We start from the raw sequence: 23,104 nt of genomic DNA on the forward strand, positions 1-23,104 counted from the left end.
AGGAGACTCGCAATGATGAGCCGTCTGCTGGCCGTCTTTAATGCTCGCAACAAGGAGTTCTGGCGTGACCGCAGTTCCCTCGCGTGGAACTTTGCCTTTCCGTTTCTGCTGGTGTTTGGTTTTTATTTTATTTTTGGCCAGGGCATGCCGATGTTCAAGGTTGGGGTCATCAGTGAGCATGATGCCTACATCTCCCGCCCGGCTTTCATGCAGCTCAGCCACATTCAGTTTGTGCCCTACGAGGAGCTGGACCAGGCGCTGAATCGGGCCCGGCGGCACCAGATCGACCTGGTTCTGGATCTTGACCGTCAGCTCTACTGGGTCAATGAAGAGAGCCGTAATGGCTATGTGGCCGAACGGTTGCTCGTAAACGCTGACCCGGAATTCAACCGGCGTGTGGTGCAGGGCGAGCCGATTCGTTACGTAGACTGGGTACTGCCCGGCATCATCGGCATGAACATCATGTTCAGTTCGCTGTTCGGGGTTGGCTATGCGATTGTCCGCTACCGCAAGAATGGCGTTTTGAAGCGGCTTAAAGCTACGCCGCTGTCGGCGTTCGAGTTTGTGTCGGCGCAAATTTTGTCGCGTCTTCTGACCGTCATGCTGGTGGCGTCGATCATCTACTTCGGCAGTCACTGGGCCCTGTCGACGCTGATGCTGGGCAGCGCCTTCAGTTTGTTGGTGACGCTATTCATAGGCGCCCTGGCACTGATTTCACTCGGGTTGGCGGTGGCCAGTCGGTCGCGCAGCGAGGAGCTGACGGGCGGGCTGATGAACATGGCCACCTGGCCGATGATGGGCTTGTCGCAAGTCTGGTTCTCGCTGGAAGGAGCACCGCCCATGGTGCAATCCCTCGCCAATGCTTTGCCGCTGACCCATCTGGTGAGCGCCGCCCGGGAGATAACGACAGAAGGCGCCAGCCTGATGCAGGTGAGCGATCACTTATTGATCCTGGTCGGGATGACAGCCTTGTTTCTGGGCGTCGCCGCCCTGTTGTTTAACTGGGACAGCGATCACCGCTGACCTGTGTCGGCCGTTATTTTTTGCGCAAGGTCGACAGCCCAAACGGCAGGTAGGCTGGGCAAACCCGCACAACGGCGGTGGCCACCAAGACGACGCCGATGATGCCCCACCAGCCGATGACGCCAGTGAGCCCCAGCGCGATGAGAATGATGCCAGCGATCAGACGAAGCGTGCGGTCGGTCGTGCCCATATTGATCTTCATAGCGGTGACTCCTTTTGATTAGTTTAATCTAATATATAGGTGATTTAAGACGTTGTCACCTGCCTTCAATCTTGTCGTCTTTTAGCGTGCTTGATTCGCCCCGGTTTAGTCTATACTGCCGGGTTTCAATCCCTGTTCCAAAGCCGTACGGAAGTGGTATGCGTTCAATTCTGGTCTCAATCATGGCCCTGTTTCTGGGCATCTGTTTGTTATTGCTGGGCAACAGCCTGCTGAGTACTCTGCTTGTTTTGCGCGGCGTCGCTGAAGGCTTCTCCGGACAGTATCTGGGTATTCTAACGTCGGTCTACTTTCTTGGGGCGCTGGTGGCCACGTTACTGGCCTCGACCTTAATTAAGCGGATGGGGCACATCCGCTGCTTCACCTTTTGCACGGCCTTACTGGGCTGCAGCATTCTGGCCTATGTGCTGATTATTTCGCCGCTGGCCTGGCTGGTGATCCGGTTCTTTACCGGGTTCGGTGTGTTCGTGATGTATACGGTGATCGAGAGCTGGCTGAACGGCCAGACTCAGGATGCCTACCGCAGCCGGGTGTTTTCGATCTATACCCTGGTGAATCTGGTGGCGATTGCGGCCTCCCAGCAGTTGCTACGCATCGACAGCGCCACCAGCTACACCCTGTTCGTGCTGGCCAGTTTTCTGGTAACCGCGGCCATCATGCCGGTCTCCTGGACGCGTCTGCAGCAGCCTCATGTGCCTGTGGATATGCCGTCGATGAGTATTTTGAAGTTGTTTGATGCCGCGCCCGTTGCGGTGACGGGCGTGGTGGTATCTGGCCTGATCATGGGGCCTTTTTGGGGGCTAACACCGTTGTTCGTGGCCGGCCTTGACTATACCGAAAATCAGCTGGCGGCCTTTATTTCCCTGTCGATTCTCGGCGGTGCGCTGATTCAATACCCGGTTGGGCGCTGGTCGGACCGGATGGATCGGCGCCGTGTCATTCTGGTGACCTTCGTGCTCGGTACTCTGCTGGCACTGGCGATGGCGCTGAGCGCCTGGTATTTACCGGTTGAACGCACTCTGATGACGGCGCTATCGGTCCTGTTCTGTGGGCTGGTGTTGGCGGTTTACCCGATATCAGTCGCCCACCTGGTCGACCGGATTCACAAGGACCATCTGGTTGCCGGCTCCAGTGGCTTGCTGATGCTCTATGGCCTCGGGTCATTCATCGGGCCTGCGGCAGCGGGGCTGGCGCTTGAGTATCTGGGCGCTGGTGGCTTGCCGGCCTATTACCTGATTACCCTGGCGCTGTTCAGTCTGATACTGAGCATACAGCTGATTCGCTCACGCATCATCGAACGTCCGGAAGACCACGAAAGCCAGTATGTGGCCATGGTGCGTACCTCGCCCAACGTACTGCCACTGCACCCCGAGTCTGAAGAGGATGTAGGCGCACCCGAAGAGCGCCGCAACGAGGACCGGGAGTCGGCCTAGGCGCTATAGCTCTGGGATCAGCTGTAGAGTTAAGCAGTGGCTGCCTGGACTACCCACAGGGGTATCCCAGGTGGCCGCTGCTGGCCAGTGCTACCTAGCCAGCCATAACGGAGAGTCTGACTTGGAGAACCTCCCTACAGTTCGTCGGTGCCGACTTCAATCTCTTCGTCAGTCAGGTCGGCAAAGCCTTGCTTGGCCTCGTAGCGGTCCAGTGCGGCGGCGCACAGCTGGTAGCCATCCTCGATCATCTCGCTCGCCAGGTGATAGTCGAACAGACCCCCGACACCCCGTGGAATTTCAATCAGAACATCGGGCTGGTGTGCAGCCAGCTTCATGTGGGCAATGGTGTTCTGCATGGTGTCGATGGAGCGGTTCATCAGTTCCAGCATGCTCCATTGATTCTGGGGTTCCGTGGTGTCGGCTTTTTCGGACCACCAGCGGTCAATAAAGCGGTTGATGGCGCGGTGTACCGTATTCTGCGCCTCTTCGGAGAGTCTGACCGGTTTCTTGTGTTTCGCCTTTTCCATTCTGCCCAGCATGTCAGCGCGGCCGTTTAGGTTGACTGCTATGGTCAGGTCGGTCTGGGTGCGCAGGGTGGGGGCGATCGGCACCGGGTTCAGTACGCCGCCGTCGACCAGCATCATGCCCCGGTAGGGGTGCGGCTTGAAGACAGAGGGGATGGCGATGGAACCTCTGATGGCTTCAAACAGTGAGCCGTCGTTGAGCCAGATCTCCCGCTGGCGTTCGATATCGACCGCAACGGCGGTAAATTCGATGGGCAGGTTCTCGATTTGCGCATCGCCGACCTGGCGCTTTAGAACCTCCATGATCTTATAGCCCTTGAACAGGCCACCGCCGTTGAAGGAGAGGTCGAGCAGGCGCAGCACGTCGGTACGTTCCAGAGCGCAGACCCAGCGTTCGTACTGGTCCAGTTTGCCGGCCGCGTAAAATCCGCCGACCAGGGCGCCGATACTGGCGCCCGCGATGTTGGTTATCTTGTAATTGCGGTCTTCGAGGCAGCGGATAATGCCAATATGAGCCATACCTCGGGCGCCGCCACTTCCAAGTACCAGCGATACGGTTTTTTCTGACTTCACGAGAGTGCTCCTTTGGTTCCCATATTCTGAATAAGGCGGGAAGCCTGTTCGAGGTAAAGTATGAAGCCAAATTGTTGAATTGCTACCCTCCGAGGCCTCTAGAGATAGTCGTTATCCCAGACCAACGCTACACTGTTAGGCTACGCTGAATGAGCTGCCGGCACTGAGGCTGAAGCGTTGAAGAATAAAGGTCAGTTCATTGTTGTTTGCCCTGAAACACCCCGTTTAGGAGTCCTGAGTGTTAGATTCAGTCCAGATTGAGTTCGATCCTTCCAGTCTCGATATGTTGAACTTCATGCTGGCCATCATGATGTTTGGCGCGGCCTTGTCGGTCAAAATGAGCGATTTCCGTTATGTGCTGAAGTCGCCCAAAGCCCCGGTGATTGGCCTGGTCTGTCAGTTTGTCCTGTTGCCGGCCGCTACTTACGCTTTTACCCGTGCATTGTCTCTGGATCCCTCACTGGCACTGGGCATGATTCTGGTCGCAGCCTGTCCGGGCGGCAGTTTCTCGAACATCATCACCTTTCTCAGCCGTGGCCATGTGGCCACCTCGGTGAGCATGACCGGCATTTCGTCGCTCGCAGCAATCGTCATGACCCCATTGAACTTCACTTTTTACGCTTCCCTGGCACCGGAAACCCGGGCCATTGTCCAGGCCATCAACGTCGAGCCGCTGGCCATGGTGCAGTTGATTGGCTGGGTTTTGGGGGTGCCACTGGCACTGGGCATGCTGGTGGGTCACAAGTTCCCGGGTTTTGCGGCGCGCGCTGACAAGCCGGCGCGCTGGGTCTCGCTGCTGATTTTTCTGGTGTTCGTCGGTATTGCCTTTTCACGCAATGGCGGGCTTTTTGTCGAACACGCCACGGCCTTTGCCGGCCTGGTCATATTGCACAACGCTCTGGCTCTCAGCCTTGGCTGGGCGGCAGCCACCTGGGCCCGGCTGCCTGAAGACCAGCGGCGTGCGGTCATTCTCGAAGTCGGCATTCAGAATTCGGGTCTCGGGCTCATTATCCTGTTTTCGTTCTATCCGAATCTCGGTGGCATGATGCTGATTACCGCGTTCTGGGGTGTCTGGCATCTGGTCAGCGGGTTGTTGTTGTCGGCCTTCTGGTCACGACGCCCCCCACAACTCGGTATCGGGTTGGTTTAACCGGTCTGTTGGGCCAGCTGCAACCGGTTTTGCAACCAGACTGCCTGGTCTGCCAGGCTGCACTCTGACGGCAGGTCTTCGACCGCTATCACCTCGACGACCCGCATGTGGATGCGCTGGTGCCTGCCCAGCCGGTACGCCCATACCTGTACAACCGCGCGCAACACCGGGTGAATGCGATGCAGGAGTTGGCGCACGGGCGCGCGTGGCATTTGCACATCGACCAGTACAATGGGGCGGTTGGTCTCGCGGGCCAGCCGAATGATGCCGGTGCGCCAGGCCGGGTCTGTTGCGTTCCGCCAGAAAGGCCGTGCCTGGCTTAGTCCGCCGGCCGGGGTAATGACCAGTCGTCCCTCTTCCTGCAACCATTGGCTGGCGGCTGCCAGTGTTTTGCTGCCACCCAGAGAGCGACGTTCGCTGTCCAGGTTGACCGACAGAAACACTTTGCGCAGCGGGCCAAACACATTCAGAAAATTACGCGCCATGATGCGCGTCGGCACCCGGGTTCGACTGGCCAGCCAGGCCAGACCCAGCCCGTCAAAAAGACCATGCGGATGATTGCCGGCAACAATGCAACTGCCCAGGTCATCGAGCAGGTCGGTGTTCTCCGCAGTCAGCGAAAATTGGTTGCGGCGCAACAGGGTGTCGAGCATGCCGTGCAGGTCGCCATTGCCAGTTTGCCAGGCATCGTTCAGTAATTGCTCGGCCCAGTTAACACCGACCAGTTTAAACAGGGTGCGGCGCACGGGGGCGGGCCAGTGATCAAGCATTGTTGTGTATCCAGCTGGATCATCCCTGACGTGACTAATAACGGGTCGGTCTAACGCCAACCTGAGTAAAACCAGAGAATAAGTCGGTTACCGCCGTGTTACAAGCGCGTCCCTCGCCTCCGGGAACGTTGCACTAACCTGGCTGGTACGCGGCTTTTACACTGCGTTCAAACTTTACCAGCGGCACTGGGTGGCCAAAGTAGTAGCCCTGATAGGCCTGACAGCCAAACTGTTTCAGTAACCGCGCTTGCTCGGCGGTCTCGACACCCTCGGCAATGGCGTTGATCGACAGACTTGAGGCCAGCGAAATAATCGTTCTGGCGATGTCGGAGTCGTCCGGATTGGTGGTCAGGTCGTTGACGAAGGTGCGGTCGATTTTTAATTGATCCAGAGGCAATTGTTTCAGGTAAGACAGCGACGAATAGCCGGTGCCAAAATCATCGAGAGAAAACCCGATGCCCTGCAAGCGCAACCGGTGCATCTTGGCTATGGTGTCCTGCACATCTTCCAGCAACATGCTTTCCGTCAGCTCGAGTTTCAGCCGCGCTGCGGGTGCGCGCGTGTGTTGAACAATGCGTACTACCTCTGCCACGAAATCGGGTTGATGCAACTGCCGTGCACTGATATTGACCGACAGGGTCAGCTGCGACAGGACCGGATCTTTTGCCCAGCCGGCCAGTATTTCGCAGGAACGTTCGAGCACCCAGTTTCCCAGAGGATTAATCAGACCGGTTTCTTCTGCCACCTGTATCACTTCGGTCGGCGGCAACAGACCGCGGCTTGGGTGATGCCACCGCAACAAGCTTTCGGCACCAACAATGGTGTGGTCAACATCGACCTGGGGCTGCAAAAAAACCTCGAATTGCTGCTCCTTAATGGCCGTGCGAATTTCGTTGGCCATTGCCAGGTGCTCCAGCACCCGGGCCTGCATGTCGGGGGTGAAAAACCGGGCGGTGTTCTTGCCCGCGTCTTTTGCCTGATACATGGCCAAGTCAGCTTGTTTGAGCAATTCATCAACACTGTGCGAGTGGTTACTGAACAGGGTAATCCCGATGCTCAGGGTGCTGAAGTGCTCCAGATTGGGCATAAAAAAAGGTTGCCGGAAGGCTTCCAGCACAGTGGTGGCCAATGTTCCGGCAAAATCGGTGGCCTTGCTGACATTCGCCGAGAGACTTTCCAGTAAAATGATGAACTCGTCACCACCAATTCGTGCCACCGTATCGGTATGGCGAATGCAGCCGACAAGTCGTTCGGCAACCTGTTGCAGAAACAGATCGCCGGTATCGTGTCCCCGGGTATCGTTAAGGGTTTTGAAATCATCCAGGTCGATGTAGAGCAATGCGCCATATTGTTCGCTGCTGGTCGCGGCTGCCAGTGCCCTGGTGAGGCGGTCCATCAACATGCGTCGGTTGGGCAGGTCGGTGAGCTGGTCGTAAAAGGCGAGTTGCTCAATGCGTTGTTCGGCTGCTTTGCGTTCCGTGGTGTCGATGATGGTCACAACAAAGTTCTGCACGGTGTCGCCGTCATCCGACAATACGGCGGTAATGTGCATCCATTGCAGGTAATACTCCCCATTCTTGCGTTGCCCCCAGGCTTCACCCTGCCAACTGCCGGTGCTGTCCAGGCTTTGTTCTATGATTTGGTTGATGTCTTCGTCATGCCGGTCAGTTTCGATCAGACTCATGAGTGAGCCGGCGATGTCTTCCTGGCGGTAACCGGTCATTCGGGTGAAGGCTTCGTTGACCTTTAAAACACGGGTCGCCCCATCGGTGACCAGCATGCCCTGTGCCGATTCAAACACGTTGGCGGCAATATTGAGTTCGTACACCATGCGCTGCATGGCAAGCCCGACCTGATTGTGCTCGTAAATACCGCCGGTTTTAAAGGGTGCCGCCCGGGTACCTTGCCGGGTGTTTGCAATGTACTGCAACAGGTTGCTGATGCTGCGATTGTGGTTCAGGTGGACCAGCCAGGTGGCGAACGCAAAGAGCAGAATGAACCCGGCCGACAGGGCAAAGAAAGTTCTCTGATAGGTTTTGGCCACCGGCGGAAACTGGTCGGCCGACAGGCCGAGCTCGATCCAGACATCATCACGGTTGCTGGCAATGTCCAATGGCCGTGTTTTCAGATAGACGTTGTCTTTTTGCTCCACGACACCGAACGGCTGCGCATAGGAGGCGGCGCCGCTATAGTCCAGTTCGGTTTGGCGAATCAGCTCCTGGTTCCCCAGCCCGATTTTGATGACATCCGCATCCGCCAGTTTGGCAATATCATTCAACAGCGTGCGATTCTGGCCAATGGCCAGGCCAATATAAAGGTAGCCGCGAAGTCTGAGCGAAGCAGGGTCAAAAAGTGGTGCTGCTTTTAGAATCACCGTCAGCGGTTCGGTATGCTCGATCAGCCAGCGATGGGTATAGTGCACCGGCGAACGCAATTGCCCCAGCATTGGGTTGATGTCGTACAGGGGCAGGCTGGCATCGAACAGCAACTGGCCGGAGGCGTCGGTGATGAACAGGACGTCAATGTTGTTGCCCAGCGCAGAATCCTGAAACATATAGGCGATATCGTCGTTTGCAGAGTCGAGACTGGTTGTGCCACTGGCGATTGAGGTGAAAACCCGGTTAGCTGCCGCGCTTTGCAAATAAGCATCCAGCAGGTCGAGCCGGTTGATATAGAGGTTGGCGGCCGTTCGGTGGTGTTGGCGCAAGGCGTTCTGAATTTCACTGTCGAGGCTGTCTTGTGCGGTTTTGACAGCGTACAGCATGGAAAAAAAGAGCGTTATTAGCCCCAGTGCGCCAAAGACAAGGGCGATACGGGTAATGAATTTCAATTCAAGAAATCGCCTTTTCACTGAGCCATTGGCGCTAAGCGTCGAATGCTTTGGCATTCATACCCCGGTTGGCGTGTAAGTTGGGATGTTCAGTTTTCATCGGCTTCACCATACTCCTGAATCAGCCAGCGATAGTTGTCAACTTGCTGTTCAAAGTAGGACTGCAACCGGGGCTCATCCCAGAAGGTGATGGGCAGGCGAACCCGTTCGGTGGCTTGAATAAACCGGGGGTCTTGCGTTGCTTTGGACAGGGCGGCGGACAGAACACTGACCTGGTCGTCCGGCGTATCGGCGGGTACCACCACCACCCGTGGGTTCTGCATCGACACATCGTAGCCGAGCTCGCCGATGGCGGGCGCGTTGGGGTAGCCAATCAGTCGTTCATTAACGAGACCCATCAACACGACCATTTCACCCGATTCGGTGTACTGGGTGTGCGTTCCGCCACTGAACGCAAAGTCAACGTCGCCCGCCAGTACCATGGGTGCCATACCAGCCCCTCCCGTGGTGGGCACGATACGCAATGGGATGCCCTCTCGACGGGAGATCATATTGATGACAAAGCGATCCTGTGAAGTCTGGGAGGCGACCGTCAGTTCGTCTTTCCCGCGGGCGTAGTCAAGTAACTCTGCCCAGGTGCGATATGGCTTGTTACCACCGGTGACCAGCGCCGACTGATCCAGTGCCAGTGCCGACACATAGCGAAAACTGTTCAGATCGAAGGAAGCGTCGGTTACTAGAGGGGTAAAGGTATAGGGTAGGGATGAGCCAAACATCATCAGGTAACCCTGGTCGGTACTGCTCGCCACCAGGGCGGCTGCAACACCACCGCCAGCACCTGGCAGGTAGAGTCGCTCTACCGGTTGTCCAAGCTCGTCTTCCAGCACCTCAGCCAGGGCCTGTGCCTGAATGTCGGTGCTGCCGCCCTGGTTGAAACCAATGACCATGGTGAGTGGGCGGTTGGGGAAGTCGCCTGCGCTGACACCCGGCAATACGCAGAGGATCAGCAGGCTGATGATCAGGCTCTGGGCCGCTGGCATCAGATCGTTGAAGAGATGGGAGAGTGTTCGGCGTCTGTCTGGAGATACCCGGGTGTGATTAGAATCGAGCTCACTCATACATCAATCCCCGTCTATCCCTGAGTCGTGTCGGGTACATCCCGACTCAGTCAGTTTAGGAGTGAGCCCTGTGTTTGTCTAGCCTCGGGTACGGGGCTGCTAGCCGAAAGCAGCACCCAGATCCCACATGGGCAAAAACACGCCCAGGGCCAGCACCAGCACCATTATGCCCATAAACAGCAACAAGATCGGTTCAATCGCCTCGGCCAGTCGTTTCAGATCGTATTCGACTTCCTGGTCGTAAAAATCGGCGATGTCGACCAGTAAACCACCGACATTGCCGGTTTCTTCGCCAACGGCGATCATTTGCAGAATCAACGGATTGAACAAACCGCTGGCCGAGGCCGTAGACTGCAATGATTCACCCCGTTCAATACCCGACATCATGCCTTCAATGCCCTTGCCAATGTACTTGTTGCCGACGGTCCGGCTGGCCACGCTCAGTGCCTGCAGCAGCGGCACCCCGGCCTCTAGCATCATGGCGAAGGGGCGGGCAAACCGGCCCAGTGCAATGCGTTCATAAATACCGCCCATCAGCGGAAACCGCAGTATCTGACGGTCCCATGCCAGCGCCCCCTGAGGTGTCTTTTTCCAGCGTTTGAAGGCGTATACCCCGAGTACAACCAGACCCAGCAAGTAGGGCCAGGTGCTGATCATGATGTCGGAGCTGGTGATCAGGATGCGGGTTGGCAGGGGCAGGTCAGCGCCCAGTTTGGCGAACACGCCAGCGAAGGCCGGAATCACCATAAAGTTGATGACCAGCATCGCCAGGGAGATGGCGGCAACGACAATGATGGGGTACCGGGTTGCCGAGGCGATGCGTTTCCGTGTGTCTTTTTCCAGTTCCAGGTGGCTGACCAGTTGTTGAAAGGCGGTATCGAGCCGGCCGGTGGATTCGCCCATGCGAATCATCGCGATGAACAGGTCGTTGAATACGTCCGGGTGGCTACGAAACGCCGTCGACAGAGGAGAGCCCTGAGTGAGAATGCGCGCCACATCGCCGAGCACGTCGCCCAGGCGTGGTGACCGGGTGGCATCGGCGAGGCCGTTGATGGCCCGCATCAGCGGAATCCCCGAACGCGACAGTGCGTACATCTGACGGCAAAACATGATCAGTTCGTCGATGCTGACTTTGGCCTTGCGCTGGGTATAGCGACCGAGGAGGGCCGACACATCAATGTTTCGGGACGAGGGTTTTGCCACCGGTTCGATGCGGGTGGCGATGATGCTCTGGCGTTTCAGCAATTGCAGCAGGGCGCTTTGTGACGCAGCCTCCAATTGCCCCTCCACCTGACGCCCCTCCGCGTTGCGGCCCTGGTAAAAATACTCAGCCATGGTCGGCCACCAGATCATTCAGATCGATGGTGATCTTGAACACTTCAGACAGATCTGTGATGCCTTCTACCGCGTACTCAAGCGCCCATTCCTCCATGGGTTTGAACTGAGCGTTGGCGCGTGCCGCGGCGACAAAGGCATTGTGATCCTGATCGCGCAGTGCAATCAGCATGGCCTCGTCCAGCTCCAGCCACTCGTAAACACCGACTCGCCCCCGGTAACCCGTATTGTTGCAGTGATAACAGCCGGTTCCCCGGTAGAAGGTCTGTTGCGAGAAACGGCCATCCGCCAGATTGTTGAGCCAGAGTTGCTCGCGGACTTCCGGCTGGTAGGGCTGGCGACATTCTTCACAGACCTTGCGCAGCAACCGCTGCGCCATGATGCCGCGCAGGGCCGATGCCACCAGATAGGATTCAACGCCCATATCGGCCAGGCGCATGGCGCTGGAGACGGCATCGTTGGTGTGCAGGGTGCTCATCACCAGGTGGCCGGTCAGGGCCGCTCTGACGCCGATAGAGACCGTTTCCTGGTCGCGCATTTCGCCGACCAGGATGACATCCGGGTCCTGGCGCAGGGCCGACCGTAGAATGCTGGCAAAATCGAGGTTGATGCGCGGGTTTACCTGCACCTGGTTAATGCGCGACATGCGGTATTCGATCGGGTCTTCGGCGGTGATGATCTTCCGGTTGGGCTGGTTCAGCAAATTCAGCGCGGAATACAGCGTGGTGGTTTTACCGCTGCCGGTTGGGCCGGTGACCAGAATCAAACCGTGGGGCCGTTCGACCATCAGTTCGAATCGCCGGCGAATGGCTTCGGGCATGCCCAGCGCTTCGAGCGATTGCAGACCGGACGACTGGTCGAGTAAACGCATCACCACCGACTCGCCATACTGCACCGGCATGGTGGACAGGCGCACGTCGATTGATTTGCTGTTAACGCGAATGTTGAAGCGACCGTCCTGTGGCATGCGTCGCTCGGAAATGTCGAGGTTTGACATGATTTTAAGCCGCATCACCAGTGCCGAGGCAACCCGCTTTTCCTTGATAACCTGTTCCTGCAGCACACCATCGACGCGCATGCGAATGCGAAACACCGACTCATCGGGTTCAATGTGCACGTCGGAGGCGTTAACCGCGACGGCGTCTTCAAGCAAACTTTGCAGCAATCGTACGACCGGCGCGTCTTGCAGGTCGCTGTCGTCGGCCAGGTTGGCCAGGTCGAAATCACTTTCGCGCAGTTCACCTTCCAGTTCGACTGCGATGGATTCGATTTCGCCGGTACGCCGATACACCGAATCCAGAGTGGCCAGCAGCTCGGCTTCGCGCACGATGGCGGGTTTGACGTTCTTCTTCAGCCGTTTTTCGACTTCATCGATGGCCATCAGGTCCAGCGGGTCGGCCATACCCAATAACAAGCCGTCGGCGTTGTCGGCGAGCAGCAGGCAACGAAAGCGCCGTGCCACTGACTCGTCCAGCCGCTGCATCACATCCTGCTTGAGCTGGAACTGGCGCATTTCGATGAAGGGAATATCCAGGTGCTTCGACAAGGTAGTGAGCAGTTTGTTTTCCGGGACCAGCCCCATGTCGACCAGCACGCGGCCAATTTTCTTGCCCGTGTGCTTTTGTTCCTGCAGCGCCAGACCAAGCTGACCCTCTGAGATCAGTCCGGCCTCGACCAGCAGGTCACCGAGTCGAATTTTCTTGCGGCTTTGTGGTGTGGTGTCCAGGGTTCGGGATTCAGTCATTTATCCAGCCAGTATCGATGAGCGTTGTTGAGCGAATTGCTGCAATTCGGGATCGGTGTTCAGTGCGAGAAACGTCTGATAGTTCTGTTTGGCGTCCATGCTCAGCCGGGCCCGCTCCAGCGACAAGGCCAGTTGCATGTGCCAAATGGGTTTCACCCGGGGCAGACAGGCGAGTTTCTGAAAATGATTGATGGCCAGCAAGTGTTTACCCAGTGCCTGTTCGGCGATGGCCATGTATTCCACCAGCGGAAACACCGTCGGGTTAAGCTTGAGACCGGCCTGACAGCACTGAATGGCGTCTTTAAAATGCTGGCATCGGCAATAGTGCCAGGCCAGCAAAACGAAGATGCGCATGGATTTCGGAAATTCCTCCTGTGCATCAATCATGAACATTTCGGCTTCCTGAACCTGGTTCATCCGGGCCAGTTCATAGGCCATGTCGGTTACCTGTTTTTCATCGGTACTGGTATCGCGAAACGACTTCAGGTTGGGCGTTGGTATGGGCAGGTTGACGCCAATGTCGATCAGCTCGATCTGGTCGACCGGCACATCGTCTTCGCTGATCCGATAGCGGGTAGAGTGGGCCTTGGGTTTGATAACCTTGTGGCGCCGGCGTGCTTCGGCCAGGCGGCGCAGCACTGAATCGGCTTTAGGAAAAAGGTCGTACTGCAGAGCAATTTCCATAATGCCGGAAAGTTTGATCAGCCCGGCCAGAATGAGCCTTCTGCCCAGTTCCCGTTCATCGTCTTCTTTGTCCAGGGCGAGGTAGTGTTGCTCCAGAGCCTCGGGATTCAGATTTGAATGGTCTTTTAACAGTTCATACAACCGGTTCATGTTGTGTTACCCCGCCAGCGCCCGATAACGCTCTGTCGCAAAAGCCGTGAGCCGTGCGTTATGTGCGGAAAACTGCTCCAGATAAGTTTGGTACAGAAGCCGGGCTTCCGCCAGCCTGCCGCTGTTTTCCAGGTTGATGGCCCAGTGCAGCCACCACTGTGGGTTGCTGGCTTCTTCCCGTGTCAGGGCTTCGAATACCCGCGCCGCGTCCGCATAGCGCCCGCTTTGCTCCAGAATGAGGCCACGCAGGCCGAGGGCCTCGTTGCTCTGCAAGCCGATCAGCAAAGCTTCGGCCTGTTCCGCACCCCCCTGGTTCAAATACAGTTTGGCCAGCCAGATGCGTGGTTCTTCCAATTGCGGCTCGCGGTTGATCCAGGCACGCAGCCGTTGTTGAGCCTGCTCCAGATTCCCCTGCCCAATAGCCGTTTGCACAGCCTGGCGTGCGCTGGCGTGCTGGGGGACCGCTGTGGCCACGCTGCTGGCCGACTGCGCGGTCGTCGCTCCCGGTCTGGCCCTGGCAGTACCTGCGGGGTCAGTCGGGGTATCGGCTGGTTCAGGTAAAGCTTCAGTTTTGGCCGGTGTTGGAGCGGGAGACGGGGGACGCGCAGCCGGCGGGTCGACGGCCATCGGCCCGGGCGTTGGCTGGCTGACCGTTGCCTCGGGTTCCTCTACGGTGGCAGGCACCGCAGGGGTGACCCGTGGGCTATCGGCGTTTGTTGTGGCTGGGGCGGGCGCACTGTCGGCTTCCGCAGGTTCCGGTGCTGGCTGCGGCTCTGGCGTCTGGTCAGCCGATTGTTGGTTGGACGCTGCTGGCGAGGCCATTGTCGTGGTTTGCACCGGCTCAGGCGCAGGCTCAGCCGCAGCCAGCATGGGTGTATTAGCCGGCGCTGCCAGGCTCTCCTCGGAGGGGGCTGCCTGGGCCGGGGCTGGTGGCAATAACCCGGGTGTCGAACGCCAATGTGGCCAGGCAAGCACGACCAGTGCCATCAGCAGCGCAACGAGCGTGATGATCCACCAGAACACACCAGCGCGTTTCGTGCTTCGCTGCAACGGGTTGTAACCGCTGCGTCGGCTCTGGCCCGGTGCAGCCGATTGGTCGAGCGCCTGGTGCATCAGGCTCATAGCAGGCTCCAGACTGAGACAGCAGCGAGCAGAAGCACGGCGGCCATGGTGGCCAGTGGTGCTACCCGGGCTGTTAGCCGGGGCGTTTCTGGTTTGCTATCGCGCCAGGCCCGGTCAAAGTCAGCCGGGTTCACCTGACGTCGCTGGTCGGCATAGGCCGATAACAAGGCCTTGTGCGTCAGTACATTGATCATGCGTGGAATCCCGCCCGAGAGCTGGTGCAGGCGTTTGATGGCCCGGTCGGTGACCAGCGTCGGCCCGTTGTAGCCACTCTGGGTCAGTCGGAAGTCAAGGTACTGGCGAATGGCGGTGCGCGACAGGGGTTTCAGATAGTGAGCGAAAGTAATGCGTTGACGCAACTGACGGAACCGGTTCTGATCGAGCAATTCATCCAGTTCGGGCTGGCCGAACAGGATCACCTGCACCAGTTTCTGCCGCTCGGTTTCGAGGTTGGTAATCAGACGCAGGGCTTCGAGCGTAGCCGGGGGGAGAGATTGAGCTTCGTCGACTACGATGACCACGCCGCGTTGCTGCTGCGCCAGGTCCAGGATTTTCTGGTTAATGTGTTCCAGCAGGGCGGCGTTGTCGGCTTGCAGCGGCGTCTCCAGCCCCAGTTCCTGGCCAACAGCGCGGTACAGCCCCACGGGGGAGAGCATGGGGTTGGGGATGTAGACGCTGTGAAAACGCTCGCGCGCGGCCTCGTCGTCACTGAGGAAACGCAACAGCCGCCGGCACAGAATGGTTTTCCCGGTGCCCACGTCGCCGATGACTTTCAGAAACCCTTCGCCGGTGTCGAGCACGTGTGTCAGCAGTTGGTAGCACGCCTCATGATCGTCCAGGCGCACAAACAGGGCCGTATCAGGAGACAGGCTGAACGGCGGCTGCTTGAGTCCAAAGTGGGCTTCGTACATGGCCGTTGGCTGCCTTTACATCCGGTTCAGGACGCGGTCGAGATCATTACGGGTGGTTTCTTCATCGTAGACCACCGGTTTCAGCAGGATAACCAGTTCGCTCTTTTCCTGGGATTCGCGGTTCTGACCGAATAGAAAACGCAGGCCGGGCAGTTGCGACAGGCCTGGCAATCCGGTAGCGGACGCCCCTTGACGCTGTGACAGCAGACCGCCGATGACAACAATCTGACCGCTGGAGGCGCGGATGATGCTGTCGGTTTCGCGAATGCTGGAAAACGCCAGTGGCAAATCGAACTCGGTTCCGCCTACGGTAATAACTTTGGTGCGCTCAACCACCTCGGTAACCGAGGGCCGCACGTGCAGAATGACGTTGTTTTCCGCACTGATTTGTGGGGTGACATCCAGCGCTATGCCAGAGAAGAACGGCGACAGGGTGAATTCAGGAGAGCTGGAACTGGTATCGTCGTCGTCATTGTCGCGTGAGCTGACCTCGGTAACAAAGTACTCGTCGGTGCCGACTTTAATGACCGCTTTCTGGTTGTTCACGGTTGAGACCCGGGGGCTGGACAGTACCTGAACATCGCCCTGGTTTTGCAGCAGTTGCAACATGGAATTAAAGTTGCCGTCGCCCACGCTCAGACTGAACACACCACCGATGTCGCCGATGCCGCTGAGTGGGTTGGCACTGAGCCCGGCGCTGGAGTCGGTACCCACGGCGATCAGGTCGTTGGCAAAGGTGTTCCAGTTAATGCCGGAGCGAAATTCGTTGTTAAGCGTTACCTCAACCACCTTGGCTTCAATCACCACCTGGCGTTGCAGGCTCAGTTGCGCATCATCCAGGAAGCCGGCAACGACCTCGTGCTCACGTGGCGTGGCACGAACCACCAACAGCCCGGACTGGGCATTGACCACGACCTGACGATCTTCCGTCTGATCCAGCAGCCCCATAATGGTCGTTTCCATGCCTTGCCAGAAATCCGCACTGGTTTCGGTTGCGACGCTGCTGCTTTGGTTGTTGGTGCTGTCCTGCTGGCTGATTTGCCCACCGCTGACCGTGGTGTCGGAACGGCCTGAACGGGCGACGTTCAGGTAGTTGAGACGGTAGATGCGAGTGGCAATCTGGTTGGGCAGCACGCGGAAACCGTAGTCGGTGCGCTGATAGTCGTATCCATAGATGTCGCGTACGGCTGACATCACTTGATCGAGGGTAACGGAGGTCATGTTCAGTGTCAGCGTGCCGGTAATGCCCGGGTCGACCAGAATGTTCACGCCCTGGGTGGTACCGAGATCGGAAAAGAAGCGGGTTAGCGGTACATCGGTCGCCTGAACATCAAACCGCTGTCGGGTACGGGGCGCCTGACTGAAGTCGAGCAGGTCGCTGCTCAGTTCCGGCGGTGCCGTTACCGGGCTGCGTTCCGGTGCAGGCTCGGAAGCCTCACTGAGTTCCTGTTCCAGTACAGACCGGTTGTCGAGTTCCGGTGCCCTGGTCGGTTCCCGGGGCTCTGACATCGAAGCACAGCCGGCCAGGCCCAGAGCGACGACCAGCGCAGTGACGCGTGCGCTGTAGGCAGCGGCGCTTACCGGGTGTTTGGCAATCCAGTTAGGAAGCGGGTAGGGCACTGGGTTATTCCTCATCGGTCGGGGTGATGGCCAGGGTGCCGGCCTGCGGTAATGTCAGGGTTCGGGTACGGTTGCCGCGTTGCAACAGGACCCGGTCGCTGCTGATGGCCATCAGTTGGTATTGGTTAAGGGTGTCGTTAACGGTAAGCCACTGGCCATTGATGACGGCGTAGGCCTGCTGATCCAGCCGGTAGATTGAGCTCAGTCTGAAAGTCGGCTCGGGCTCGGGCCGGGGGGCCGGTGCTGACTGTGGCTCGGGCCGGGCGGTGTCCGGGCGCATTGGGTCGGCCTGGGTGCTGGTGGCGGTGAGCAGCAAGGTGAGGCAGAGCGTTATGAAACCCCTGAATAGACTAGACATTTAACCAGGCCTCCTGATCACTCAGCGTATGAACTTTCAGCCGAATTCGCAGTTGCGGATACTGTTCGGTTTCGACACTGAGTTCATCCCAGAACAGCCGCCAGGGTAGGGCTTCGATGGTGGTCAGGTAACCGGTCAGGGCATCAAAGTCGCCGGTCAGCTCAATGTCGAGCTGGTGTCTGAACAACTGGGCCTCGCCGCTGTCGTCCTCGGCCAGAGGCTGGGCGGGCAAGGCACCAAAACGAACCAACGTCAGATCGCTGCTGCCCAGCAGTTCGCGCAACAGGGTGGCCATGGTGTTCGGTGGAATCAACGCCTCGGTGATGCCGGTGATGCGATCGTTGAGTTGCTGAACCTCCCGGCGCAGCCGTTCATTCTGGCTGCTCAGGGTCTGCAGTTGCGGGTTGTTGCGGGCCTGCTCCAGCGCCAACAGGGCGTTCTGGTTGTCGGTGCTCTGAACCTGCAGCTGGGTGATCTGGTTGCGCACGGCGCTCTGGTCTGTCCAGCCCAGATACCACAGTACGCCGTAGCTGATGCCAGCCAGCAGCATCACCATGCTCACCAGCAAAATGGCCCGCTCCCGAATCGACAACCGGTCGATGAGCAGGCGCAATTGAAACAGGGTGGCGTTCATCGGCCTGGCTCCCCATTGTTCAAGGCGGCGTCAACACTGGCCGAATCGGCCAGGGAGAAGCGCCACAGGGTGTCGTCATCCGGGGTTTGTTCGATGTTCAGGTTCTGAATACTGATGCCGCGAAACACCGAGCCTTCAAGCTGGCTGAGATAACGGGGCACCAGGCCCGGCTGACGGGCATAGCCGGCCAATCCGAGGCTTTGCTGGCTGTTGCGAAGTTCGATGCGACTGAGCCAGAGGCCGTCAAAATCGATAGCCGACAACTGCGTCAGCGGGGTCGAAAAGCCGCGTGCCGATGCGCCCAACTGGGTCGCCAGGCCGCTGTAGGCGGTTTCGCGCGCGTTTTTCTCCCGGGTGAGTTCAGCGTTCTCCTGAATCAGGGCCGCTTCGGAGTCCAGTTGTGGATTTACCGATCGCGCCTGCTGCAAAGCCTGCTCACTGCGCGCGGCTCTTTGCTGCCAGTCGGCCAGTTCTGATCTCAAGCTGTTTTGCTGCTGCCAATTGAGTGCGATCCAGCCGGCTGAACCCACTAGCGCCAGCATTAGCACCGCTGCAAAAGCGGGCAATTGCAGGCGGCCGTGGCCAGGCAGCATGTCTGCCTGCATCAGGTTGATATGGCGAGTCATGCGGCGGTCTCCCGAAAGGCGGCACCCAGCGCCGGTGTCAACTCAACCGGCCAGTCGCTGTCGGTGGGTGTCATGATGAAATCTTCCGGATGCAATAACGTGAAGCGGGTATCGAGTTTGGTGCCCAGCGACTCGCCAATGGCCGGGTCGCCAGGCCAGCCCAGTAAAGCCACATCGCTGATGGCACCCAGGCCCAGTTGCGCCTCGTAGTAATCAAAGGAGCGTCGAATTTCGAGCGACAAGGAGTCGAGTTGTATGTCGCTGTTGCCTTCCAGTTCCAGCCCTTGTTCACCGTCGGCGGCCAGGCCCAGATCGGAATAGCCGATTTCGAACTGGCGACTGAGCACAATTTCCTGGTTGAACAGCAAAATGAGACGGCAGCGGTCTGCTTCCATAAACAACAGGCCGCTCTGGTTCCGCTCCAGCGTTCGAATCGCGGTATTGCGCAAGGCGAGCTGATCGATGTCGATGCATTCAATGCGCAGGCCACGCCGGGCCATGGCCATGGCCCAGTCGGCCAGAGGTTTCTTTTCAGCAGCGATGACAAACGCCATGCGCAGGCGGCCACGATAGGCTTCTGTGGGCAGCAGAATAACGTCGATACTGGCGTCGTCGAGATCGTAACTGATCAGTTCGGCGGTTTTAAAACGCAGTGCAGCGTCCATCTCGGCGGCGGGCACGTCCGGCACATCGACCAGCAACATCTGGTAGGCCGGGTCGCTGAGCAGAAGGTTTAGCTGGCCGCGGCTGTGTTTCGCTACCCAGTCCGCCAACTGTTCGGCTTGCAACAAAGGGGTGTCTTCCGATCGCCACAGGCTGGTCCTAACCTGAGAAATCCCCTGGCGGGAGCGCTCAAGGACCAGCAGGCCGATGCCTGTCTCGGAAAGGTAAACCCAGGTTTGCTGGCGCGCAGGCCTTTTTCGCCGTTTTATGTCACCCAAAAGTTGGCATCTCCGCTCGTTCGCTGTTTGAGTCTAGCAATAACCGTGCGCATTGTTCTGTCATATTGAGCATGTTGTTGTTGGTATTCAGCGTCGTTTGCTGAGGTCTTTGCCTCTGAACAGAGCACTCTGGCCTCTGAGATTGCTAACCATCACCGTGGCCGCCTGGCAAGATGATACAGGCTGTTGTTTGTTGGTCATGGCATGAATTTGATAATTGCGTCACATTCTAGGGGAACAGAAGTCAAATGTAACGACAGTCCGTTCAATGAATGGGGGCTGTCGTCAATTTCGCGGCGGGTGAAAGTTCGGTAGGTGACGTAAAGTGTCAATTATTTGCTGCGCGGGTCGCTGCGGCGGGCAGCAGGTCATTGACCCCCCGCAAACCCCTGCTGACGCCAGGCTTCATAACTGACCAGCGCCACGGCGTTGGAGAGGTTCATGCTCCGGTTGTTGGGCAGCATGGGAATGCGCAGGCAGTGTTCGGCAGGCAGCGCCTCGCGGATATTGGTGGGCAGCCCGGCCGTCTCGGAACCAAACAGCAATACGTCGCCTGGTTCAAAGCGGACATCGGCGTAGTTGCGATGGCCCTTGGTGGTAAAGGCGAAGACGCGTCGCTCACCCATGGCTTCAATAAAGGCGGCGTAATCGGGGTGGCGGGACATGCGCGCCAGATCCTGATAATCGAGCCCGGCCCGACGCAGCTTCTTCTCCTCGAAGTCAAACCCCAGGGGTTCAATTAAATGCAACTGGCAGCCGTTGTTGGCCACCAGGCGCATGATGTTGCCGGTGTTGGGGGCGATCTGGGGTTCGTGCAGGGCGATGTGAAACACGGTGCATCCTGTTAGGTTGGGAGAGAACTACTCTGGTTTTGCTCGACCCAAAGCGGTACTGATCAGCGGTCGTTTTGCCAGGGGGAGCCGGTCTAACTGGCTCATACCCCAGTTACGGCTCAATACGGCCAGTGGATGGGCGCTGCCGAACAGTCGCTTGAACCCTTCCATCGCCGCCATAGCGGCCAGGTTGTGACCCTGGCGCTGGCGCTGATAGCGACGCAGTGTGCGCTCACTTCCCGGGTCTTCGCCGCGCCGATGTGCCCGCTGCCATTCAGTGGCCAGTGTCGCGGCATCCTGAAAACCCAGGTTGACGCCCTGGCCTGCCAGCGGGTGCAGCGCATGAGCCGCATCACCCACCAGCACCAGCCGAGGGGCAATGTACGTTTTGCTGTGCATCTGTTGCAGTGGAAAACTGAAACGCGGATCGCAGTTGGTCAGGTCGCCCAGGGTATGTTCGAAGGCCCGGTTCAGGGCCATGAGAAAGTCAGCCTGGGGCAGGTCGAGCAACGCGTGAACGGCATCGTTGTCGACCGACCAGACAATCGAACTGGCCTGCTGGTCGCCGGTTTCATCCTGCAACGGCAAGAACGCCAGTGGCCCGGTGTCCAGAAACACCTGGTGGGCCACGCCGCGATGCGGCTGCTGGTGGCGCACTGTGGTGACGATGGCCTGTTGCTGGTAGTCCCATTCCCGGGTCGCCATGCCGGCGTCGCGCCGGATCTTCGAGAAGCGACCGTCACAGGCCGCGAGTACCGAGGCTGTGACGGTACTGTCATCGCTCAGCGTCGCCAGAACCTGGTGCGTCTGTTGATCCCAGTGTTGCACTGTCCGGCCCGCGACGAGCGTCAGGCCCGGGGTATGCTCTGCCTGGTGCCACAGGGCACTGACCAGCCACCGGTTTTCAACGATGTGACCCAGGTCATCGGCCTGAACCTCGTCGGCATGGAAGCCAATGCGGCCCTGCCCCTGGCCATCCCAGACCTTCATTTCCTGGTACGCGCAGGCGCGGCCAGCCGGTAGGTGCTGCCAGACACCCAGGCTGGTCAGCCAGTCCTGGCTTTGCCGGCTGATGGCGCTGACCCGGGGTGAATAAACCCCCGCGACCGCCGTTTCGGGTTCTGGCAAGTCCTGCTCTACTACGATAACGCTCAGCCCCCGGCGGGCGCAGTCAATCGCCAGTGCCAGGCCGACCATGCCGCCACCGACAATCAACAGGTCGTGCGAAGTTTGGGTCATCATCAGGTCAGTCCTTCTGTCGACAGGTTCAAGTCATGACGGGGCAGGGGGGCGCCTTGCAACAAACCCATGCTGGCGAGCGCGAAACCGCGCCCAAGCTGTGGGTGACGGTCCAGCGTGTTCAGGCCAACTGTGCGACCGAGCTGCAACCAGGGCCGCTCTGACCCGAAGCTGCGAACCAGAGTATCGGAAAAACCGGCGGTGATGGCCTGATCGGCCTGAATCGAGGCTGCCAGAGTGCGCAGCGGCACGATGGCCCCGGCGTCTTCACCCTGTATCAGTTGCCGGTTGAGCAACGTGGCTGTGCGCATGACGCTGCGCAAGGCAAGGTTGAAGCCTTGCCCCGCAACCGGATGCAGCGTTGCGGCGGCATTACCCAGCACCAGCAACCGGTGTCGAACCAGCTCGGTGGCGGTGCGTCGTTGCAGCGGGTAGCCGGTCAGCGGGCCGAGTTCGGTGATGCGCCCGAGTCGTTGCCCGAAGCGCTGGTTGAGCAGCGCCAGTCTTTCACGCTCAGTCAGTGCCTGAAACCGCTTTTCCAGCCGTGAAGGTACGGTCCAGACCAGGGCCGAGTAATCGCCGAAGGGCAGCATCGCAATCGGACCGGTGTCGGTGAAGCGCTCGAAGGCCCGGCCCGCATGAGGCTGCTCGGTGCGGGCGGTGGCAATCACGGCGCGCGCCTGATAGTCGCGTACCTCGTGCCCAATGCCCAGTTGCCCGGTCAGCGGTGAGCGTCCGCCATCGCACAGGATAACCAGCCGGGCTGTCAGGCTGTCTCCGTTGTCGAGATGCAGGCTGCTGTCGGACTGCCCGGGTACCAGGTTCTGCACCCGGGTGCCAAAACGCCAGTCGACACCGGGTATGGACTGAACCCCCTGCCAGAGTATTTGCCCAAGGGCAGCATTGCCAATCACCTGGCCGAACGCGCCTTCGGGGTGATCGGCAGCGTCCATTACCTGATACCCGGCATGGCCTTTGTCGCTGACTTCAATCCAGCGAATGGCGCTGGCGTAACGGTCAAGTGGCTCACCCAGGCCCAGCCGACGCAAGGCCAGGCAGGAATAGGCGGCCAGTGCGGTGGCGCGGTCGTCGAAGCTGGGGGAGTGCGGTGCCTGGTCGGTCGGGGTAGGCGCCGGGTCGACCACCACCAGGCGGGCGCCGGCATCGAGTGCCGGTTGCAACGCACGCACCAGGGTCAGACCAACCAGGCCACCACCGACGATTGCGATATCAAAGGGTTTCATAGCGAAGCGGCCTTACAACAGA

General features: G+C 58.8%; 21 protein-coding genes. 3 read left to right on the top strand and 18 right to left on the bottom strand.

Features of this window, described 5'->3' with window-relative positions:
• Positions 1-12: 12 nt before the first annotated feature.
• Positions 13-1,023, top strand: coding sequence for an ABC transporter permease (locus EP166_RS20360; RefSeq protein ID WP_246026365.1), 1,011 nt, complete (start codon positions 13-15; stop codon positions 1,021-1,023).
• A 13-nt stretch (positions 1,024-1,036) separates the two neighbouring features.
• Here EP166_RS20360 and EP166_RS20365 read toward each other — a convergent pair whose 3' ends face one another.
• The gene (locus EP166_RS20365) at positions 1,037-1,225 is read right to left on the bottom strand and encodes a YgaP family membrane protein (RefSeq protein WP_127560581.1); all 189 of its coding nucleotides are present in this window, start codon (positions 1,223-1,225) and stop codon (positions 1,037-1,039) included.
• A 158-nt stretch (positions 1,226-1,383) separates the two neighbouring features.
• Here EP166_RS20365 and EP166_RS20370 point away from each other — a divergent pair, with 158 nt between their 5' ends.
• Positions 1,384-2,676 (top strand): MFS transporter, encoded by a 1,293-nt coding sequence (locus tag EP166_RS20370; RefSeq protein ID WP_127560583.1) that lies wholly within the window; start codon positions 1,384-1,386, stop codon positions 2,674-2,676.
• A gap of 134 nt (positions 2,677-2,810) precedes the next feature.
• Here EP166_RS20370 and EP166_RS20375 read toward each other — a convergent pair whose 3' ends face one another.
• Complete coding sequence (locus tag EP166_RS20375; protein WP_246026366.1) at positions 2,811-3,773, bottom strand: patatin-like phospholipase family protein; 963 nt, start codon at positions 3,771-3,773, stop codon at positions 2,811-2,813.
• Positions 3,774-4,011: 238 nt separating this feature from the next.
• Here EP166_RS20375 and EP166_RS20380 point away from each other — a divergent pair, with 238 nt between their 5' ends.
• Positions 4,012-4,923 (top strand): bile acid:sodium symporter family protein, encoded by a 912-nt coding sequence (locus tag EP166_RS20380; protein ID WP_246026367.1) that lies wholly within the window; start codon positions 4,012-4,014, stop codon positions 4,921-4,923.
• Here EP166_RS20380 and EP166_RS20385 read toward each other — a convergent pair.
• The 16 genes from EP166_RS20385 to EP166_RS20460 all read right to left on the bottom strand — a co-directional run bounded on the left by EP166_RS20385 (position 4,920) and on the right by EP166_RS20460 (position 23,082).
• The gene (locus EP166_RS20385) at positions 4,920-5,693 is read right to left on the bottom strand and encodes a 1-acyl-sn-glycerol-3-phosphate acyltransferase (protein WP_127560585.1); all 774 of its coding nucleotides are present in this window, start codon (positions 5,691-5,693) and stop codon (positions 4,920-4,922) included. The two genes, EP166_RS20380 and EP166_RS20385, sit on opposite strands and share 4 nt — an antisense overlap.
• Before the next feature lie 133 nt (positions 5,694-5,826).
• Positions 5,827-8,523, bottom strand: coding sequence for an EAL domain-containing protein (locus EP166_RS20390; RefSeq protein WP_164744039.1), 2,697 nt, complete (start codon positions 8,521-8,523; stop codon positions 5,827-5,829).
• Between the two features lie 89 nt (positions 8,524-8,612).
• Entirely contained in the window at positions 8,613-9,641 is a 1,029-nt protein-coding gene (locus EP166_RS20395; RefSeq protein WP_127560589.1) for a tripartite tricarboxylate transporter substrate binding protein, read from the bottom strand.
• 99 nt (positions 9,642-9,740) lie between these two features.
• On the bottom strand, positions 9,741-10,976 hold the full coding sequence (locus EP166_RS20400; protein ID WP_127560591.1) for a type II secretion system F family protein: 1,236 nt from the start codon (positions 10,974-10,976) through the stop codon (positions 9,741-9,743).
• Positions 10,969-12,720, bottom strand: a complete 1,752-nt coding sequence (locus tag EP166_RS20405) for a GspE/PulE family protein (protein ID WP_127560593.1) — start codon at positions 12,718-12,720, stop codon at positions 10,969-10,971. The genes EP166_RS20400 and EP166_RS20405 overlap by 8 nt, the downstream gene beginning before the upstream one ends.
• Positions 12,721-13,554 carry a tetratricopeptide repeat protein gene (locus EP166_RS20410; protein ID WP_127560595.1) on the bottom strand — a complete coding sequence of 278 codons (834 nt, stop codon included), beginning with the start codon at positions 13,552-13,554 and terminating at the stop codon, positions 12,721-12,723.
• Positions 13,555-13,560: 6 nt separating this feature from the next.
• Positions 13,561-14,676: a tetratricopeptide repeat protein gene (locus tag EP166_RS20415; protein WP_127560597.1), complete on the bottom strand. Its 1,116-nt coding sequence runs from the start codon at positions 14,674-14,676 to the stop codon at positions 13,561-13,563.
• Positions 14,673-15,587, bottom strand: coding sequence for an ExeA family protein (locus tag EP166_RS20420; protein WP_127560599.1), 915 nt, complete (start codon positions 15,585-15,587; stop codon positions 14,673-14,675). The genes EP166_RS20415 and EP166_RS20420 overlap by 4 nt, the downstream gene beginning before the upstream one ends.
• 15 nt (positions 15,588-15,602) lie before the next feature.
• On the bottom strand, positions 15,603-17,207 hold the full coding sequence (gene mshL / locus EP166_RS20425; protein ID WP_164744040.1) for a pilus (MSHA type) biogenesis protein MshL: 1,605 nt from the start codon (positions 17,205-17,207) through the stop codon (positions 15,603-15,605).
• Positions 17,208-17,211: 4 nt separating this feature from the next.
• Positions 17,212-17,565 carry a hypothetical protein gene (locus tag EP166_RS20430; protein ID WP_127560602.1) on the bottom strand — a complete coding sequence of 118 codons (354 nt, stop codon included), beginning with the start codon at positions 17,563-17,565 and terminating at the stop codon, positions 17,212-17,214.
• The gene (locus EP166_RS20435) at positions 17,558-18,199 is read right to left on the bottom strand and encodes a hypothetical protein (RefSeq protein ID WP_127560604.1); all 642 of its coding nucleotides are present in this window, start codon (positions 18,197-18,199) and stop codon (positions 17,558-17,560) included. Before EP166_RS20435 ends, EP166_RS20430 begins: the two co-directional genes overlap by 8 nt.
• A complete protein-coding gene (locus EP166_RS20440; RefSeq protein ID WP_127560606.1) occupies positions 18,196-18,825 on the bottom strand; it encodes a hypothetical protein in 630 nt (209 codons plus the stop codon). Before EP166_RS20440 ends, EP166_RS20435 begins: the two co-directional genes overlap by 4 nt.
• Entirely contained in the window at positions 18,822-19,766 is a 945-nt protein-coding gene (locus EP166_RS20445) for a type IV pilus biogenesis protein PilM (RefSeq protein WP_127560608.1), read from the bottom strand. The genes EP166_RS20440 and EP166_RS20445 overlap by 4 nt, the downstream gene beginning before the upstream one ends.
• Positions 19,767-20,134: 368 nt before the next feature.
• Positions 20,135-20,599 carry a tRNA (cytidine(34)-2'-O)-methyltransferase gene (locus tag EP166_RS20450; protein ID WP_127560610.1) on the bottom strand — a complete coding sequence of 155 codons (465 nt, stop codon included), beginning with the start codon at positions 20,597-20,599 and terminating at the stop codon, positions 20,135-20,137.
• 27 nt (positions 20,600-20,626) lie between these two features.
• Positions 20,627-21,841, bottom strand: a complete 1,215-nt coding sequence (locus tag EP166_RS20455; protein WP_127560612.1) for a UbiH/UbiF/VisC/COQ6 family ubiquinone biosynthesis hydroxylase — start codon at positions 21,839-21,841, stop codon at positions 20,627-20,629.
• A complete protein-coding gene (locus EP166_RS20460) occupies positions 21,841-23,082 on the bottom strand; it encodes an FAD-dependent monooxygenase (RefSeq protein WP_127560614.1) in 1,242 nt (413 codons plus the stop codon). The genes EP166_RS20455 and EP166_RS20460 overlap by 1 nt, the downstream gene beginning before the upstream one ends.
• Positions 23,083-23,104: the final 22 nt, after the last annotated feature.

It is taken from the genome of Saccharospirillum alexandrii (assembly GCF_004000275.1).
GTDB lineage: Bacteria > Pseudomonadota > Gammaproteobacteria > Pseudomonadales > Natronospirillaceae > Saccharospirillum > Saccharospirillum alexandrii.

What these genes read in the sequence shown, in the direction of transcription:
- EP166_RS20360 (WP_246026365.1), top strand. Translation starts at nt 13, where the DNA reads ATGATGAGCCGTCTGCTGGCCGTCTTTAATGCTCGCAACAAGGAGTTC.
- EP166_RS20365 (WP_127560581.1), bottom strand. Translation starts at nt 1,225, where the DNA reads ATGAAGATCAATATGGGCACGACCGACCGCACGCTTCGTCTGATCGCT.
- EP166_RS20370 (WP_127560583.1), top strand. Translation starts at nt 1,384, where the DNA reads ATGCGTTCAATTCTGGTCTCAATCATGGCCCTGTTTCTGGGCATCTGT.
- EP166_RS20385 (WP_127560585.1), bottom strand. Translation starts at nt 5,693, where the DNA reads ATGCTTGATCACTGGCCCGCCCCCGTGCGCCGCACCCTGTTTAAACTG.
- EP166_RS20395 (WP_127560589.1), bottom strand. Translation starts at nt 9,641, where the DNA reads ATGAGTGAGCTCGATTCTAATCACACCCGGGTATCTCCAGACAGACGC.
- EP166_RS20400 (WP_127560591.1), bottom strand. Translation starts at nt 10,976, where the DNA reads ATGGCTGAGTATTTTTACCAGGGCCGCAACGCGGAGGGGCGTCAGGTG.
- EP166_RS20405 (WP_127560593.1), bottom strand. Translation starts at nt 12,720, where the DNA reads ATGACTGAATCCCGAACCCTGGACACCACACCACAAAGCCGCAAGAAA.
- EP166_RS20410 (WP_127560595.1), bottom strand. Translation starts at nt 13,554, where the DNA reads ATGAACCGGTTGTATGAACTGTTAAAAGACCATTCAAATCTGAATCCC.
- EP166_RS20415 (WP_127560597.1), bottom strand. Translation starts at nt 14,676, where the DNA reads ATGAGCCTGATGCACCAGGCGCTCGACCAATCGGCTGCACCGGGCCAG.
- EP166_RS20420 (WP_127560599.1), bottom strand. Translation starts at nt 15,587, where the DNA reads ATGTACGAAGCCCACTTTGGACTCAAGCAGCCGCCGTTCAGCCTGTCT.
- EP166_RS20430 (WP_127560602.1), bottom strand. Translation starts at nt 17,565, where the DNA reads ATGTCTAGTCTATTCAGGGGTTTCATAACGCTCTGCCTCACCTTGCTG.
- EP166_RS20435 (WP_127560604.1), bottom strand. Translation starts at nt 18,199, where the DNA reads ATGAACGCCACCCTGTTTCAATTGCGCCTGCTCATCGACCGGTTGTCG.
- EP166_RS20440 (WP_127560606.1), bottom strand. Translation starts at nt 18,825, where the DNA reads ATGACTCGCCATATCAACCTGATGCAGGCAGACATGCTGCCTGGCCAC.
- EP166_RS20455 (WP_127560612.1), bottom strand. Translation starts at nt 21,841, where the DNA reads ATGATGACCCAAACTTCGCACGACCTGTTGATTGTCGGTGGCGGCATG.
- EP166_RS20460 (WP_127560614.1), bottom strand. Translation starts at nt 23,082, where the DNA reads ATGAAACCCTTTGATATCGCAATCGTCGGTGGTGGCCTGGTTGGTCTG.